A 15,188-nucleotide genomic window follows, 5' to 3' on the forward strand; every position below is an offset into this window, starting at 1 on the left:
AAGGGGACCGCGGCCCGGGGCTTTGCGACACCCCGTGGAGGCGGCGGGAATCGAACCTGCCGCCTGGCACTCTTGACGCGCTTCCATGGCGACTTCTCCCCAGGGGCGAAGGGCGCCGTCATCCGGCGCATTCTCCGCCACCTTCAGCTGCCTGAGTTGCCTGCTGTCCTGGCTCCGGCCTGGGGGCCAGCGCAGCAGCAGCTCTGGGAGTAACTCACAGCCGAGGGACGCACCCTCTCGAGCAGCCCGAGGCGACCGCTCGCCCACGCAGGGCAGCGGTGCGCCTGGAGCGCGCCAAGAACCTCGATTCCGGCGCTGGTTGGAAGGCACCTGCGGGAGTGGTGGGTGCCTTTGAAACATGTTTGTCACCTGTCCTCGAGGTGGGCGTTGGACATGAAGATTTCCGAGGGTAGCGGCAAGGACACGTACATCAGTGCACTGAATCGACGTGTCAGCTGACATGTCGACATGGGATCCTGGCATCCACGGCCCAGCCTGAATCCTGTCCCGTTGAGAGGGAGGGCGCGTGCATCCGGCGCTGGCCCTGTTCCTGCAATTGTCGCCAGGGACGTCCCCCATCCTTGAGCAATCCAGAGGTCGCCATGACAAGCCCTCGGTCTTCCACGCCCCTTTCAGCAGGAAGTCCTTCTTCAATGGCTCGGAAGCATTCTCGTTCTCCGTCCCGGTCCGCCCTTGGCGCGAATCTGGGACGCGTCGGTCTCCTCATCGGCCTCTCCGGGGCACTCACCGGAGCGCGTGTGCAGGCCGCAGCGCCGCAGCCCGCCGGCAAGGCTCGGCCCAGCGCGGCCATCGCCACCCCAATGCCTTACGACGTGGACCCGTCGCAAGTGCAGCCGTTGGTGAACACGGGACAGATCGCCCAGGCCCAATCCCTGTTCGACACCTTCGCCTGGGAGACCTTCCTGGCCCTGAACTCGCCCGCAGACGCCAACGGCAACCCGGACACCAGCGTGCAGACGGACGACCCCCAGCAGCCCCGTGTCTGGGAGTTCTTCCGGGAGAGCGGCAGCGTGTTCCTCCCGGATGGTGCCCAACCGGAGCCTTGGAACAGCGCCTCCTTCAAGACGCTCGCCGCCCAGGTGAAGCGCGGCGAGGCACCCAAGCGTCGCCTATGGATGACGAGCCTCGGCAGTCGGAAGTCCGCCAACGAGGCCAACCAGCTCGATGAGAGCTTCCAGGCCTTCACCGGCCCGCTGGTGGACCTCAATGGCAACTGGGTCCGCTACGAGGTCCTCATCAACAAGACCGAGTTCGACTACATCTACCAGAACGAGCTGTACAACCTGGATGGCCAGGCCACCTTCACGGCCAAGGGTCCCATCAACTTCCCCGCCAACGACGGCACCAACCAACCCGGCTCGATGGAGATCAAGCTGGCCTGGAAGCAACTGGCCGGCAATGACGACCCCAGCCGCTTCTTCGTGCGCCAGGGACAGGTGGTTCATTACGACGCCGGTCCGGACGGAGTGCAGACGGTCGGTCGCGTCACGACCGAGACGATGGGACTGGTGGGCATGCACATCGCCGTGCGTACCCAGTCCTCCCCCACCTGGTTGTGGGCCACCTTCGAGCACGTGGACAACGTCAACGTCAACTCGCTGGATCTCGACAGCAAGGGCCGCACGCGGCGCCCGAACTTCTACAATCCAGAGACGCCCGTCGCCCCCGTCAACCAGCTTCCACCCCAGAACGCGCGCCTCGCCTCGGGCGCGCCGCTCACCACGTGGGCGGAGAACCTCACCACCACGCCCACCCAGGTGCTCCAGGTGCTCCCGGTTCCCGGCGGCACCGAGGCCATCAACGCCAAGTTCCAGGCCATGCTGCTGAGCCAGGGCTCCGTCTTCAAGAACTACAAGCTCATCGGTACCCAGTGGCCCACCGCGCCCAACTTCCCGGCCTTCCCGGGCGGAATGCTCTTCGGCACCAACAACTCCTCGTCTCCCGAGAGCATCATCTACAAGACGCCGGGCAAGATGGTGCCCACCTACCTCATCAACACCACCATGGAGACGTTCTTCCAGCTCGGCAACCAGAAGGCCGGGCCGCTCGAGGAGGATGATCGGCTCCCGTCCGGCACGGTGAGCGACTCGCAGATCGTCTTCGGCACCGAGAGCTGCGTGGGCTGCCACTACTCCGCTGGCGCCTGCATTGGCTTCAAGACGGACCTCCAGGGTCGCCTGGTGCTGGACGCCAATGGCAAGCGCATCCCCATCTTCGGCAAGAACGCCAACTCCGGCCTCACTGGCAGTGCCAACTACAGCTGGCTCCTGCAGATGCGCGCCCAGGCCAAGCCCTATCCCCCCGCGCTCAACCAGGTGAAGCGCTCCAAACCGACGCCGTAAGCCAACGTCCCTCCCATCCACTCAACCCATCTCTCTCGTTGCTCTCGATCGCCATGAGCCAACCTCTTCCCAAATCCAGCCAGCTCCCGACGGATCGCGCTCGCGCCACCCCCCAGGCCTCCGATTCCACCGACAGCTACCAGTTCGTCAACGTCAACGAGTTCACGCCCAACAACGACGGCTGGACGTCGATCGGCAACATCGTCACCCACTCGCGCAGCGGGAACGTCTTCACGCTCACCGCGGTGGAGAACGCCGTCTCGTTCCAGATCTCCTTCCTGTCCGCCACCTGCTTCCGGGTGCGGTTCAACCCCGCCAGGAACTTCGACTACTCGGTGGAGACGTCGGTGGCGGTGGTCAACCGGAACCTGGGTCAGGTCGACCTGAACATCCTCCAGGATGACGATCAGGCCATCGTGGTGGATACCGGGAAGATCAAGGTGGAGATCCAGCTCCAGCCCTACCGGATCCTCGTGTACCGGGGGAACCAGCTGATCAACGCCGATCAGCCGGGCAAGAACCTCGTCTACATCCCCGGCAAGGAGGTGATCGCCAACTTCAAGGTCTATCCCGGCGGCGCCCGCTACTTCGGCTTCGGGGAGAAGGCCGGGGAGAAGCTGTTGAAGAACGAGTACACCCTGACGTTCTTCAACTTCGACAACTACATATATTCGACCGGCCCCATTCCCGCGAACAACGGGGGCGGTCCGCTCAACCCCAGCGAGGCGCTGTACTGCTCGGTGCCGCTGCTGATGGAGAACAACCCCACGCCCCAGGGGGACTACGCCGGCGCCCCGTATAGCTACGGGCTCTTCTTCGATAATCCCGCCCAGTCGTACATCAACATCGGCACGAACGACTACTCGGACATGACGGGGAAGTACTACTTCGGCGCCCTGTACGGGGACATGGATTACTACTTCATGGCGGGTGACGACACCGCCGAGGTGATCCAACAGTACACCGCGCTCACCGGGCGGCCTCCGATGCCGCCGAAGTATGTCTTTGGCTACCACCAGGGCTGCTACGGCTACTACAGCCGCGACATCCTGGAGGGGGTGGCCAATGCCTTCCGCGACGCCCGTATCCCGATCGATGGGCTGCACATCGACGTGGACTTCCAGGACAACTACCGCACCTTCACCAGCAGCGAGAAGAAGTTCCCCGACGTAGCGGGGATGATGGCCCAGCTGCATGAGAACGGGTTCAAGTGCAGCACCAACATCACGCCGCTGCTGACCGACAACGAGTACGACGAGAACGGGAACAAGGCCCCCTACACCCAGCGCGACGCGCTGCTGTCCATCAATCCGACCCCGGGGCTCATCTACGACACCCTGGCCGGGCAAGGGCCCAATCCAAATCTGTACCAGGGGCAGGTCAGCTACGGCACCAATAACGGAAACAATCCCTACCTCGCCTACCCTCCGATCCAGCAGGGGGACGGCTACGCGCTCAATGCGTATGGCAACTACCCGGACTTCGGCCGTGCGGACGTGCGCCAGGTCTGGGGCGCGCAGTACTCGCATCTCCTCAAGGAAGTGGGAATGGACATGATCTGGCAGGACATGACCTGCCCGGCCATCGCCCCGAGCGGCGACTCGCCGTACAAAACGTTCCCGCTCGCCATCGAGACGAACAACGGCACCGCGTACGTGCCCAACGCGCAGATGCACAACGCCTACGTGCTGATGCTGCTCCGGGCCACCTGGGAGGGAATCAACATCCTCCGTCCGGACAAGCGCAACTTCATCATCGCACGCGGCGGTTACGCCGGCATGCAGCGCTACGCCGGCCTGTGGACGGGTGACTCCGCCTCCAGCTGGGACTTCCTGCGGATCAACATCCCCGAGGTGCTCAACCTGGGCCTGTCCGGCATCCCCATCTCGGGCTGCGACATCGGCGGGTTCGCCACGGGCGATGGCACCACCTCCAAGGCGGAGATCGTCGGCGACAAGTTCAAGGACGCCAAGGTGGTGGGCGGCATCACCGACTACGAGCTCCTCACCCGCTGGATGACGCTCGGCTCGTTCCTGCCCTGGTACCGCAACCACTACGACGGCTACAACAAGCAGTTCCAGGAGCCGTACGCCTACGGCGAGCCCGTCCCCACCAACTGCCGCAAGTTCGTGGAGCTGCGCTACCGCATGCTGCAGCTCTACTACGACGCCATGTACCAGGCGACGCAGACCGGACTGCCGATCGCCCGGGCGCTCTTCCTCAACGATCCCCAGGATCCGCGAGTCTACGACTACCTGGATGATCAGTTCTTCATCGGCCGCGACTTCCTGGTGGCGCCGATCACCCAGCCGGGCTCTGGCAATCCGCCGGTGGCCACCCGGTCCGTGTACCTGCCCGCTGGGAGTCAGTGGTACGCCTTCAAGGACAACCAGAACCCGCTCGACGCGCCGGTGGAAGGCGGCACCCTGATCGACAGCTGGGTGGCGGCGCTCGACCAGGCCCCCATCTACGTCCGCGCCGGGGCCATCCTGCCCTTCCGCGAGCTGGAGCAGTACGTGGGCGAGCTGTCCGAGAATCCGCTCACCTTCAACATCTACCCGGGGCAGGACAGCACGTACTCGCTGTACCAGGATGACGGCGTCACCACCCAGGCCGAGCTCCATCAGACCTACCGGCTCACCGAGCTCAGCCACCAGGGCATCCCCGGCGGCCAGAACATCCGGGTGCGGCGCGTGTTCGACCAGTACACGCCTCCAGAGAAGTTCTACTACATCGCCCTGCTCGGGACCCGGGCGCCCTCCTCCGTCAAGCTCGGCAACACGGCGCTTCCCAACGTCGGGAGTCCGGACAGCCTCGCCGCGTCCCAGAGCAACGCCTACTACTGGAACGAGAGCATCCAGATCACCTTCATCAAGGTCTTCGACACCCAGCCCGATCTCACGGTCACGGCGATGTACCAGTGAATCGATCGATCCCACACACGAGGGTTTCCATGATTTCGCGACACGGACTCGGCAAAGCCGCCACCATCTACTTCACCCATGTCTGGACCCAACGGCTCGAGGGTGAGCTCAAGCCGGGCGGCAGGCTCAGCATCTATTATGATCCGCACCGGATGCCGCTGGCTCCCGGCTATCTCTTCGGATCTCCCGACCAGCCCATCACCGTGCACGTGAAGTTCTCCGAGAACGGCCCGGTGCACGACAAGGTGCTGTGGTCGCCCGCCGGCATCCTCCGGCACGTCGACAAGGATCCGACGGGCTACGGCTCGATGCTCTTCCAGGACTTCGCCATCCCCGCGGATGCCGAGGAGCTCGTCGTCTGGTTCGACTACCGGAGCAGCGATGGACGGGTGCATTACGACAGCGACTACGGCCGGAACTTCCGGTTCCGGTTCCTGACCCGGGACGTCCGGGTGCACCCAGCGCCGTCGTCGGAGAACGGGAATGCGCGCCAGCTCCGGCTCGCCGTCAACCCGCGGGCCACGCACGTCAGCGTGCGCTACCGCGTGCTCGAGAGGGGCGTTCCAGGCCACGCCCGGGAGGCGTCGCTCACGGACACCGGTACCCGCGACCCGGAGGGTTGTCGGATCTGGCTCCTTCCCAACTCCGCGCTCCCGAGTGGAGCGCCCGTGGTCTTCGACCTGGCCTACCAGCTGAACGGCCACACCTACGTCGACGACAACAGCGGCAAGCACTTCCATCAGGAGTAACCCGGAAGGAGTCACCGCGGATTCCGTGCCGCCGTGCCCGCCTCCACGGGCACGGCGGCACACCGCCCCGGTATTGTCATGCATTCGAGCAACCAGAGACTCATTGAGATGCATCTGCAGCACGGCGAATGCCTGGTCGCCAGATCCCATGGTGGAGCGTCGGCCAGGTGCGAGCCCCATCCCTACCTGCCGCACGTCTACACCGTCGATGCGGGCAAGCTGACCCCCGGCGAGCCATTCCGGTACGTGGTGCGCCGCGCCGACGGCACCGAGAGAACGGAGCGGTTCTTCGCCCACTCGCTCGATCAGGACGGGCCCGTGGACGTGTGGGAGGGAATCCGCGCCATCGACAACGCCTTCTATGCGAACGAGGTCAAGGAGCACTTCGAGCGCCGCGGGTTCGCCGTGGTTCGACGCGTCCTGTCCGCGGAGCTGGTGAGCACGTTGCGCGCTGTCGTGAATCCTCACATGGCCGACGTATGGGGAGCGGACAGGGCTGCGTACCGGGACAAGATCAACCTGGAGAAGGTGCTGCTCCATGTCCCCTACCTCCTCCAGGCGCTGGCCGAGAAGCTGGGGCCGCTCCTCGGGCGCATCCTGGGAAGCGAGGTGTTCCTCGAGTATGAGCAGGTCATGGTGGTGCGCGCGGGGTCTTCGTACGCCACCCGGCGCCACCGGGATGTCGACGGCGGCAAGGCCGGCTTCTCCGAGGCCTCGAGGCGCCACAAGGGCTCCGTGCACCTCTGGATCCCACTCGTCGACATCGACGAGACACGGGCGTGCATGTACGTCGATCCGTTCGACGCGCCCGAACAGTCCCTCGACATGACGATGCGGGCCGGCGACGCGCTGTTTCTCCACAACTACGTATGGCACGGGAGCCGCGCCAACTCATCCGGGGTTGATCGCATCTCCTGGCTGATGAACCTCGCGCCCGCGCCGAGCCACGATGAGACCAACCCGAGCGCCGATCTCAACCTCCAGCTCTTGCGTGGCGGGGTGCCCATGGACCTGGGCCCTGACGTATGCAGCCGGCTGGCCCGGGAGAAGCACTCGTACCTGAATCTCTTCGACGCATTCTTCACGTACGATCCATCCCTCCTGCGGATGGTCCACCCGGACAACCGCCGGAGGGAGTAGCGCGGATTCCGCGCCGCCGTGCCCGCTTCCACGAGCACGGCGGCAGGACTCCCTACTTTGCGGTCTTCATGACCATGCCGCCATCGGTATCCGTCCAGTAGACGCTCGTCGCGTCCACCATGATGCCGAGTGGGGTGCCCCGGCTGGAGAGGGTGGTGATCGTCGTGGGCGTGCCGCCGTTGAGCCCCACCTTCATCACCGTGCCGCCGCCGTGCCCGTTCGTCCAGTAGACGCTCGTCGCGTCCACCGCGATCCACATCGGAGACGTCTGCCCGGAGGCGAGCGGGGTGGGCGTACCGCCGTTGAGCCCCACCTTCATGACCGTGCCGTCGCCGCTGTTCGTCCAGTAGACGCTCGCCGCGTCCGCCACGATGCCGTTCGGTTGGTTCTGCCCGGAGGCGAGCGGGGTGGGCGTGCCGCCGTTGAGTCCCACCTTCATGACCGTGCCGTCGCCGCTGTTCGTCCAGTAGACGCTCGTCGCGTCCACCGCGATGCCGGTCGGTTGGTTCTGCCCGGAGGCGAGCGGGGTGGGCGTGCCGCCGTTGAGCCCCACCTTCATGACCGTGCCGTCGCCGCTGTTCGTCCAATAGACGCTCGTCGCGTCCGCCACGAGGCCGGTCGGTTGGTTCTGCCCGGAGGCGAGCTGCATGGGATTGTGGCCAAAAGGATTCGCCTTCATCACCGTGCCGTCGCCGCGATTCGTCCAGTAGATGCTGCTCGTCGCGTCCACCGCGATACCGGTCGGTTGAGCCAGTCCGGAGATGAGCGAGACGACCATGCCTGTATCAGAATACGACTTCATCACCGTACCGCCGGTGGTGTTCGTCCAGTAGACGCCCGTCGCGTCCACCGCGAAATGGGCCGGCCCCTGCTGGCCGGAGGCGAGCAGAGTGAATCCCTTCATCAGCTTCATCACCGTGCCGGCTTTGCGGTTCGTCCAGTAGACGCTCGTCGCGTCCACCGCGACGCAGCCCGGCGTGTCCTGCCCGAAGGCAATCGGGGTGACAGTGCCACCGTCGAGCCCGGCCTTCATCACCTGGCCGCCGTTGACATTGTCCGTCCAGTAGATGCCCGTCGCGTCCACCGCGATCCCCCACGGCTCTGTCGGCTGGGGCTGGACCTGGATGGGGGAGATGCGGCCGGCCACCTGCCCGTACAGCCCGTCAGGGTCGCCCGTCAAGTAGAGGCCCGTCGCGGCCATCGTGAGCGAGTGACAGTCCATTTCATATCCGCTGGTGAGGTTGGTGGGGGTGCCGCCACTGAAATCCGACTTCATCACCATGCCGTTCATGTCCGTCCAGTAGACGCTCGTCGCGTCCACCGCGATGTCCAGGCGGGCATCGATACCGAGCGGGGCGGCGTTGCTGCCGTCGAGCCCCATCTTCCACAGTCCCGAGCTGCCAGCGAAGTTCGTCCAGTAGACGCTCGTCGCGTCCACCGCGAGGCCCTGCGGAGTGCCCTGTCCGGAGGCGAGCGGGATGGGAGTGCTGCCGTCGAGCCCCATCTTCATGACCGTGCCGCCCTCGGTGTTCGTCCAGTAGACGCTCGTCGCGTCCACCGTGATCCCGTACGGATCCTGCTGCCCGGAAGCAAGCGTCACCGCCACGCCGTCCGTCCACGTCTGGGTCGCCTGGCTCGCATCGGCGACGATGATCATGGGCGTCGAGCCCATGGCGCCGACGGTCTGGGACAACTGCGGGCCGGAGTCCGTGATGAGACCGATGGGCGAGAGCTGGTCGAAGTAGAGGACGGAGACCCCTTGCATGAGCGGATGGTCATTGGGCACGAGATTCGCGAGCCCCGTGAATGGCTCGAGCCCTTCTTTCAAGACAATGTCGAAGTGATTCAGGAAGGTGTTCCAGGCCGAGCTCTCGCCAGACCTCCCTCCTCCGGCGATGTAGACGCAGCCTCCTGCATTGACGTAGTCGATGAGCGCGTCGTTATCCACCTGGGTTTGGGACAAGAAGACGCCGTCGTACTCCGCCAGGAAGCCCGGCAGATCTTCGGGAGGGGACGACACCCTCTCGAGCGTGCCGCCATTGCGTGTGACCGTGTCCCCGAAGGCCTCCGGCAGGAGCGCGTCAACCTCATCGATGTTGACGAACCTGCCCCCCCGCCCTCCCTTGAACCAGGTCACGATATTGGTCACGAAGGTGTCTGTGTCGGCGCCCACCTGCGCATAGGCCATCACGCTCGTGGTCTGAGCGTCACTGATGAGGATGACCTTGCCCCCCTCCTGCTGTGCCTGCGTCTGTATCATTTCGGTCCCCGTACATGGATTGTGTATCGAGCGCGCTCATACGAACCGCGATGAGCCGCCGACGAGTCGTCGCCAAGCAACAACCATGCCTGCCCCAATCGCCATTCGTCATTGGGACAAGCCCATGGCCGACATGTCAGTGCTCCGAACTGACATGTCGGCGGACATGTCAACCCCTGCCCTCTCCCATTCGCATCCATCCCGGTGAAGGCTTCTCAAAATGAGCCTGGCATCCTTGAAGAGTTCCGCGGCGGCTCCCATGCGCTCCCCACAGCGGCGGCGCCGGGCGAGGACGAAGCAGCAGCAAACCGCGGGAGAGCCACGGAATCGGAGCAAGCTCAGGCGAAGTACGGAGAGCCCGTGAAGCCCTGAGAGTCCGCTGCGGAGTCTTGGCGCCCGGCGAGCGCTCCTTTTTCCCCCGCGCTACGCCGCCGTCCGGAAGAGGGCCTCTCTCCTTGCTTTTCCGCGACCCGGGCGGAGGTTTTCATCTCTTCTTTCCGCGTCGGGCACCCATACGCGCGGACCCTTCTCACGAGTGCGCTGTCCCAGGCTTCCGTACCTGCGGCAGGCAGGGGGCCGCCTGTACCAGCAGGCGGCGTGCACGCGCGTTGCCCGGAACAGGTGCTCAACGTCACGAATCCCGCGAGCCCACTCCATTCCTCTTGGGACATTGCATGGAGGAATCCATGAGGAAGGAACGGAGTGTTGGGCCCGGGAGGGAACCGGAGTTCCGCACAAGTCTCTCCACCGAAGGACGAGCCGGGTTGCCCGGGCACGCGGATGAAGTGTCTGACACCCCTGTCTTGGTGAAGGAGCGAAAACATGGCTGACGCCAACACCCGACCGCAGTTCGCTTTGCCTGCTCTGGCAGGTACGAGAGTCGTAATCAAGACGTACGTGGGCCACAAGCCCGACGACAAAAAGATGGACATGTACTTCGATGGGTGGCCCAACAGCAGTGCGGTACTGGCTTCGGCTCCTGGCATTGTGCATGAGAGCTTCTGGCCCGGCGGCATCGAGATCAGGCACTTCATTCCCGGCACCAGGACGCTCGGCAACTGGTTCACGACCTACATGCACATGGATCAGGTGGCACGGATCGGTACCGTCTGCGAGCAGGGTACCTGGATTGGTCGGGCCGGCACTGTGGGGACGGGGGTCAAGCATCTGCACCATGAGCAGCTCAGAACCTCCAGTGGCAACGCCGACACATCTGACATGCAGTACCCGCTGTTCATCGAGCAGGGCGCTGGGGCCAGCCCCCTACATCTGGTGCCGGGTGGGCCTGGGCTCAGTTTCGTTTCACAGAACGGTCGCCAGGGTACGGGCACCATCTCGCCCAAGACACCGAACGCGCCGCTGGGATGGGTTCTGCCTCGGGGTCACTACTACGGTCTGATTTCAGGCCCGAATGAGTCTCACGGTGGGTTCTACGCCAGTGAGCGTCCGTACATCAAAGCAATCCAGGAGCGCCTGCAAGCTCTTGGGTTCGCGCCAAAAACCGCGGGGTGGGCTGACGGCATCTTCGAGCAACCCACGAAGGACGCGGTTGCTAGCTGGCAGCGCAAGCTGTATTCCCGCTTCACTACTCGCTACGGCGAGGTCTGGTCTGACGACTGGCGACGACTGTTTGGATGAACGACACGGCCCCTATCACGACCACCGTCGAGCTCGTGATGGAGCCCCTCGAGGCGGTTTGAAGCCCGCGTCCCCGCCGGTCAAGGGTCACGGTGTCCACGCCGCCGGAGATCAAGGGAGCACTGATGGGCCTCGGCGTCCCCTCACTTCGCCGAGGCGCAACCGCTGGCCGCGTAGCTCCCGGTGAAGGCGCCGAGCACGGGCTTCTTGTGCGAGAGGTCCCACAGCACCTTGCCGAAGTCCGTCAGCGTGGTGGGCTGGGTCCAGTTGTCGATGGAGTAGAACTGGCCGCTCGAGTCCGCCTTGGTCAGGGCGAACGTGTCACCCCAGTTCGGGTTGCCGTGCCACGCGATGATGCCCACGCCGTAGGCCGGCGCGTTGGTGAAGGCGATCATGCTTCCAGCCTTCAGCCGGGGCACGTCACTGTCGTTCGAGTTCCAGCCCGTCTCTCCCACGATCAGCGCCAGGTTCTTGCTCTGCACCGAATTCAGGTACGCGATGAACTGGCTCGTGTGGGGGCTGCTCCCGCCCGCCTCGGCCCAGGCGTTGTACACGTGGATGGAGAAGAGGATGTTGCACTGGTTCTGCGACAGCTGCGGCCCGTACGTCGGGATGAGATTCCCCGGGATGCCCCAGCCCGGCCACTCCTGACCGGCGACACCGCCGTCCATGACGATGATGTTCTCCGCGCCGGTGGAGCGGATGGCGTCGCGCAGGTCCGTGTGCACGCTCAAATACTCGCTCACCGGCTGGCTCCAGACGGGCTCGTTGAGCAGGTTGAACCAGACGAAGGTGTTCGTCTTGTACTTGTTGGCCAGGGCGATCCAGGCGCTCCGGGTCTGGGCCAGCCGGGTCGCGTCGACGCCGCCGTTCGCCCACACACCGTCGTGGAACTCGATGAGGACCACGATCTTCCGCGATGTGTAGGCCTGGACGATGCGGTCGATCTTGTCGAAGTTGGGCTTCGACAGGTCACCCGACACGAGCCCGTACGTCTTCCAATCCGGATGCGCCAGCTGGGCCCCGTTGATGCGGATGATGTTCCAACCCCAGTTGGCGGCCGCCGCGGCGCGGTTCTCCGTGTCCCGCTGGAAGAAATCCCAGCCGTCCAGGTTGGCCCCCACGGGATAGAACTTGTTCCCGCTCGGGTCCACGATGTCCTTGCCCACGATGTAGAAGCGCCCGGTGGGGTTGGCCACCGTGGGGCTCTCCGAGCCACCATCGCGCGCGTCGGCCGCGGGCTCCTCCTGAACCACCTGGACCTCCGGCTCGGACCCTCCGCAGGCACAGAGGATCCACGGCAGGAGGCTCATCATCTTCAGGTGCTTGAACATACGGAGTCAGCCTTTCCCTTCGATGTCTGGCTTGGACGCAGCCCGGAGTTGAACGCTAGTCGGTTTTTACCCGTATATATATCGTTCAAGGGAAAGACAATCCGCTGGAGGGCTTTTCCCTCCATGCCAATACCCACCTGCATGAGAACGACCGGGAAGGCTTGGGTGCGCTATGCATAATGCCCCTCTTCTCGGAGACGGCTCTGGGAATGACTACGCCCGCCTGGCCCGTACCCTCGGGACCTGGCATCAGTCAGGCGCTTGATTGTCTGGCTATCCAGCTTGAACCACCAGCAGCGCCCCATCCCACCGCCCTCGACACCCTTGAGCCAGCCCTCTTTTATCCAGTAGTACACTATCCACCTGGTGACGTTGAAGTACTCAGCCACCCCGCGCACGGAGTAGAGGCCATCAGCTCGGCGAGTGGGTTGCGGCCCCGCCTGCGGTGGCACGGGCAAGTGATGGAGACCGTGGCGCCAGCGGACCCAACTCACTGCCTTCGCATCCCAAGGGCGTTTGCCACCGGAGCGCAAGCCGCGCCGATTGAGTTCGACCGCTATCTCGTCATCGCTCCTCTTTTCTTCGAACAGCGTGCGAATGCACTCGACAGCTTCGGCGGAGGTCTTCCTTGCCTCGAATCGAGTACGACGTGGGATGCTGAGGTCACTGCTCGCCCCCGTCTGCCAGACCACCTGAATACGCGTCATCCGCTCGGGCACTTCGAGCGGCCTCAGCGTTACCTCTCGCACAAGGATACGGAGGAGATTTTTGCGCTCTGCATGGGTCGTGCTCTTCGCATTCCAGACGCGAGACAGGTCTTTTGAGAGAGCAAGGATTCTTGCCCGGTCCTTGTCCGTCAGTTCGAGCTTCTCGCGCTTGAGGACCTCCTGGTACTCGTGCTCAGCCTCTTCGAGTTCGCGAAGACGGTCGTCCCACTCGCGCTCAAGAGTCCGGGCCACGACACGGTTATCTGGGTCAATGGCCTTATAGCGGCGCTCCGCCAGTTGAGCCTCATAGCGGACACGCTCCAAGCGCAACTTCCATTGATGCTGGACCTCGCCCACCTGGCGTTCCACCTCTCGGGCCACGGCGAGCCCGAGTTCGATTTCTGGGGGCTGAGTTACCTCGAGAAAGAGCCTGGCAACGGCCTCATCAATCGCTGCTGCCGCGACCATCCAGCACATGCTCTTGTCGCCACCTTCTGGTGTGGGACTACGGCACTCGTAGTACGCATGGCGTCGTAGGCCGTGATAGCGCGTCTGCATGCGGTGGCCACACCGCCCACACAGCACGAGGCCTTGCAGCAGCGCATTCCCTTCGCGAGCAGCACCACGTTGGTCCGGCAACCTGGAGTTGGAGCGGTTTTCATGGAGCTTCTTCTGGTTGGCCAGGTATTCCTCCCAGGAAATATATGCCGGGTGGTGGTCTCGCAGACATACCTTCCATTCTTCCTGTGGCATTTTGATGATGCGCCGTCGCTTCAACTGACCATTCACCAGCGCCAGATGCTCCTCGCGGCGGCCGAAGACGTAGGCACCCGCGTATGCGGGATTGTGAAGTATCTGGAGGATGGTTCCGTGACGTGCGGGACCCCAGCGCACCTGGTGCATGCTTTGAGAGCGAACAGGCATCTTCAGCCCATTCCTTTCGAAGTAGCGCATGACCGCGAAGGCACTGCCCTCCATACGAAAGCGCTCGAAGACCAGGCGCACCATGCGTTGGACCTGCTCGTCAGGGTCGAGGCGCAAGCGCTGAGCCGCTTCATCCCATTCGTAGCCGACCGGTGGCGGGAGAAAGAGCTCGCCCCGCCTGGCCTTGGAGAGTCTGCCCCCTTGCAGGCGCAGGCGCATCCAGTACTGCTCGGCCTCACTCATGGTGCCTTTGAGACCGAGCAACAACCGGTCATTGTAATCCCGAGGGCTGAAGACGGAGTCCTCGTCTGCGATGAGGACATCGGCCAGGGCACACAGTTCGAGCAGGCGGTGCCAGTCCGCTGAAGAGCGGGCCAGGCGCGAAACTTCCAGGGAGAAGATGGCTCCTACTCGTCCGCGTGCAACGTCCTCGGCCAGCCGTTGGAAGCCTGCACGCCAGCTCGCGCTTGCACCGCTCTGGCCCATGTCCTCATCCAAGGTCTCTATCCGCTCGGTCGGCCAACCCAGCTCCAAGGCCCGCTGTTGCAGGGCATACTGGCGAGCGGTGGATTCATGGTGTTCGTGGACCTGCTTGAGTGTGGACTGTCGCAGGTAGACAATCGCGCGCCGCTCCAGATGGGTTGCTCGAATCTTCTCGTTCATCGCTTTCCTCCGCGCTTGCGGCCTCGGCGCGAAGCATTTTGTGCAGGAGGGTCGTCCACGCTCTGAGGAGGTCTTGTCGGATTGCGGCGGGCAGTGTTGACCAGGGCAGTGCGGGTTGAGGGACTGGAGGAGGCAACATGGATAAAGCTATGCGCAGCCGCTGAGTCATAATCAGGCGGCGGGGCAGGCTCTTGGCGAAGTGCCACCTCAACAGCATCAGCGAGCTTGAGCAGGTCGGAAATGCCGAGGCGAGCCTCACGACCGCCGATGCTGGGTGGAAGCTGAGGCGGGGAGCGGTCTGTCCACTCGATGGGAAGCCTCATGCACCAGCCAGGTGGGTGCTCCACATCGATGTACCGCCTGCCGTCCTGGCTGCGGACGGTGCGGATGAACGGCAACTGCACGCCTTGGAGCGGATGAGTCGGCAGGGTGATGGTCACGCAGCCCGAAACCGGCCCTGCATGTATCGTAGTCTGCGAATGGGAT

At 64.1% G+C, this 15,188-nt stretch carries 9 protein-coding genes; 5 read left to right on the forward strand and 4 right to left on the reverse strand.

The features are described from left to right. The first annotated feature begins 833 nt into the window (after positions 1-833). The gene (locus JRI60_RS43615; RefSeq protein ID WP_204221977.1) at positions 834-2,363 is read left to right on the forward strand and encodes a hypothetical protein; all 1,530 of its coding nucleotides are present in this window, start codon (positions 834-836) and stop codon (positions 2,361-2,363) included. 136 nt (positions 2,364-2,499) lie between these two features. Here JRI60_RS43615 and JRI60_RS53910 read toward each other — a convergent pair whose 3' ends face one another. Then, complete coding sequence (locus tag JRI60_RS53910) at positions 2,500-2,673, reverse strand: hypothetical protein (protein WP_239470945.1); 174 nt, start codon at positions 2,671-2,673, stop codon at positions 2,500-2,502. Here JRI60_RS53910 and JRI60_RS43620 point away from each other — a divergent pair. From JRI60_RS43620 to JRI60_RS43630, 3 genes are all read left to right on the forward strand, one after another. Then, a complete protein-coding gene (locus JRI60_RS43620; protein WP_343213435.1) occupies positions 2,663-5,287 on the forward strand; it encodes a TIM-barrel domain-containing protein in 2,625 nt (874 codons plus the stop codon). The genes JRI60_RS53910 and JRI60_RS43620 overlap by 11 nt on opposite strands. A gap of 29 nt (positions 5,288-5,316) precedes the next feature. Continuing rightward, on the forward strand, positions 5,317-6,036 hold the full coding sequence (locus JRI60_RS43625; protein WP_204221979.1) for a DUF6209 family protein: 720 nt from the start codon (positions 5,317-5,319) through the stop codon (positions 6,034-6,036). A 108-nt stretch (positions 6,037-6,144) separates the two neighbouring features. Continuing rightward, entirely contained in the window at positions 6,145-7,176 is a 1,032-nt protein-coding gene (locus tag JRI60_RS43630; RefSeq protein WP_204221980.1) for a phytanoyl-CoA dioxygenase family protein, read from the forward strand. Positions 7,177-7,228: 52 nt separating this feature from the next. On the opposite strand, the gene JRI60_RS43635 is transcribed toward JRI60_RS43630, so the two are convergent. Next, positions 7,229-9,436: a hypothetical protein gene (locus JRI60_RS43635; RefSeq protein ID WP_204221981.1), complete on the reverse strand. Its 2,208-nt coding sequence runs from the start codon at positions 9,434-9,436 to the stop codon at positions 7,229-7,231. A gap of 822 nt (positions 9,437-10,258) precedes the next feature. Here JRI60_RS43635 and JRI60_RS43640 point away from each other — a divergent pair. Then, complete coding sequence (locus JRI60_RS43640; protein ID WP_204221982.1) at positions 10,259-11,074, forward strand: peptidoglycan-binding protein; 816 nt, start codon at positions 10,259-10,261, stop codon at positions 11,072-11,074. Positions 11,075-11,217: 143 nt separating this feature from the next. On the opposite strand, the gene JRI60_RS43645 is transcribed toward JRI60_RS43640, so the two are convergent. After that, entirely contained in the window at positions 11,218-12,408 is a 1,191-nt protein-coding gene (locus tag JRI60_RS43645) for a glycoside hydrolase family 5 protein (RefSeq protein WP_204221983.1), read from the reverse strand. Between the two features lie 170 nt (positions 12,409-12,578). Then, entirely contained in the window at positions 12,579-14,702 is a 2,124-nt protein-coding gene (locus JRI60_RS43650; RefSeq protein WP_204221984.1) for a recombinase family protein, read from the reverse strand. Positions 14,703-15,188: the final 486 nt, after the last annotated feature.

The organism is Archangium violaceum (assembly GCF_016887565.1).
GTDB lineage: Bacteria > Myxococcota > Myxococcia > Myxococcales > Myxococcaceae > Archangium > Archangium violaceum_B.

What these genes read in the sequence shown, in the direction of transcription:
- JRI60_RS43625 (WP_204221979.1), top strand. Translation starts at nt 5,317, where the DNA reads ATGATTTCGCGACACGGACTCGGCAAAGCCGCCACCATCTACTTCACC.
- JRI60_RS43630 (WP_204221980.1), top strand. Translation starts at nt 6,145, where the DNA reads ATGCATCTGCAGCACGGCGAATGCCTGGTCGCCAGATCCCATGGTGGA.
- JRI60_RS43635 (WP_204221981.1), bottom strand. Translation starts at nt 9,436, where the DNA reads ATGATACAGACGCAGGCACAGCAGGAGGGGGGCAAGGTCATCCTCATC.
- JRI60_RS43640 (WP_204221982.1), top strand. Translation starts at nt 10,259, where the DNA reads ATGGCTGACGCCAACACCCGACCGCAGTTCGCTTTGCCTGCTCTGGCA.
- JRI60_RS43645 (WP_204221983.1), bottom strand. Translation starts at nt 12,408, where the DNA reads ATGTTCAAGCACCTGAAGATGATGAGCCTCCTGCCGTGGATCCTCTGT.
- JRI60_RS43650 (WP_204221984.1), bottom strand. Translation starts at nt 14,702, where the DNA reads ATGAACGAGAAGATTCGAGCAACCCATCTGGAGCGGCGCGCGATTGTC.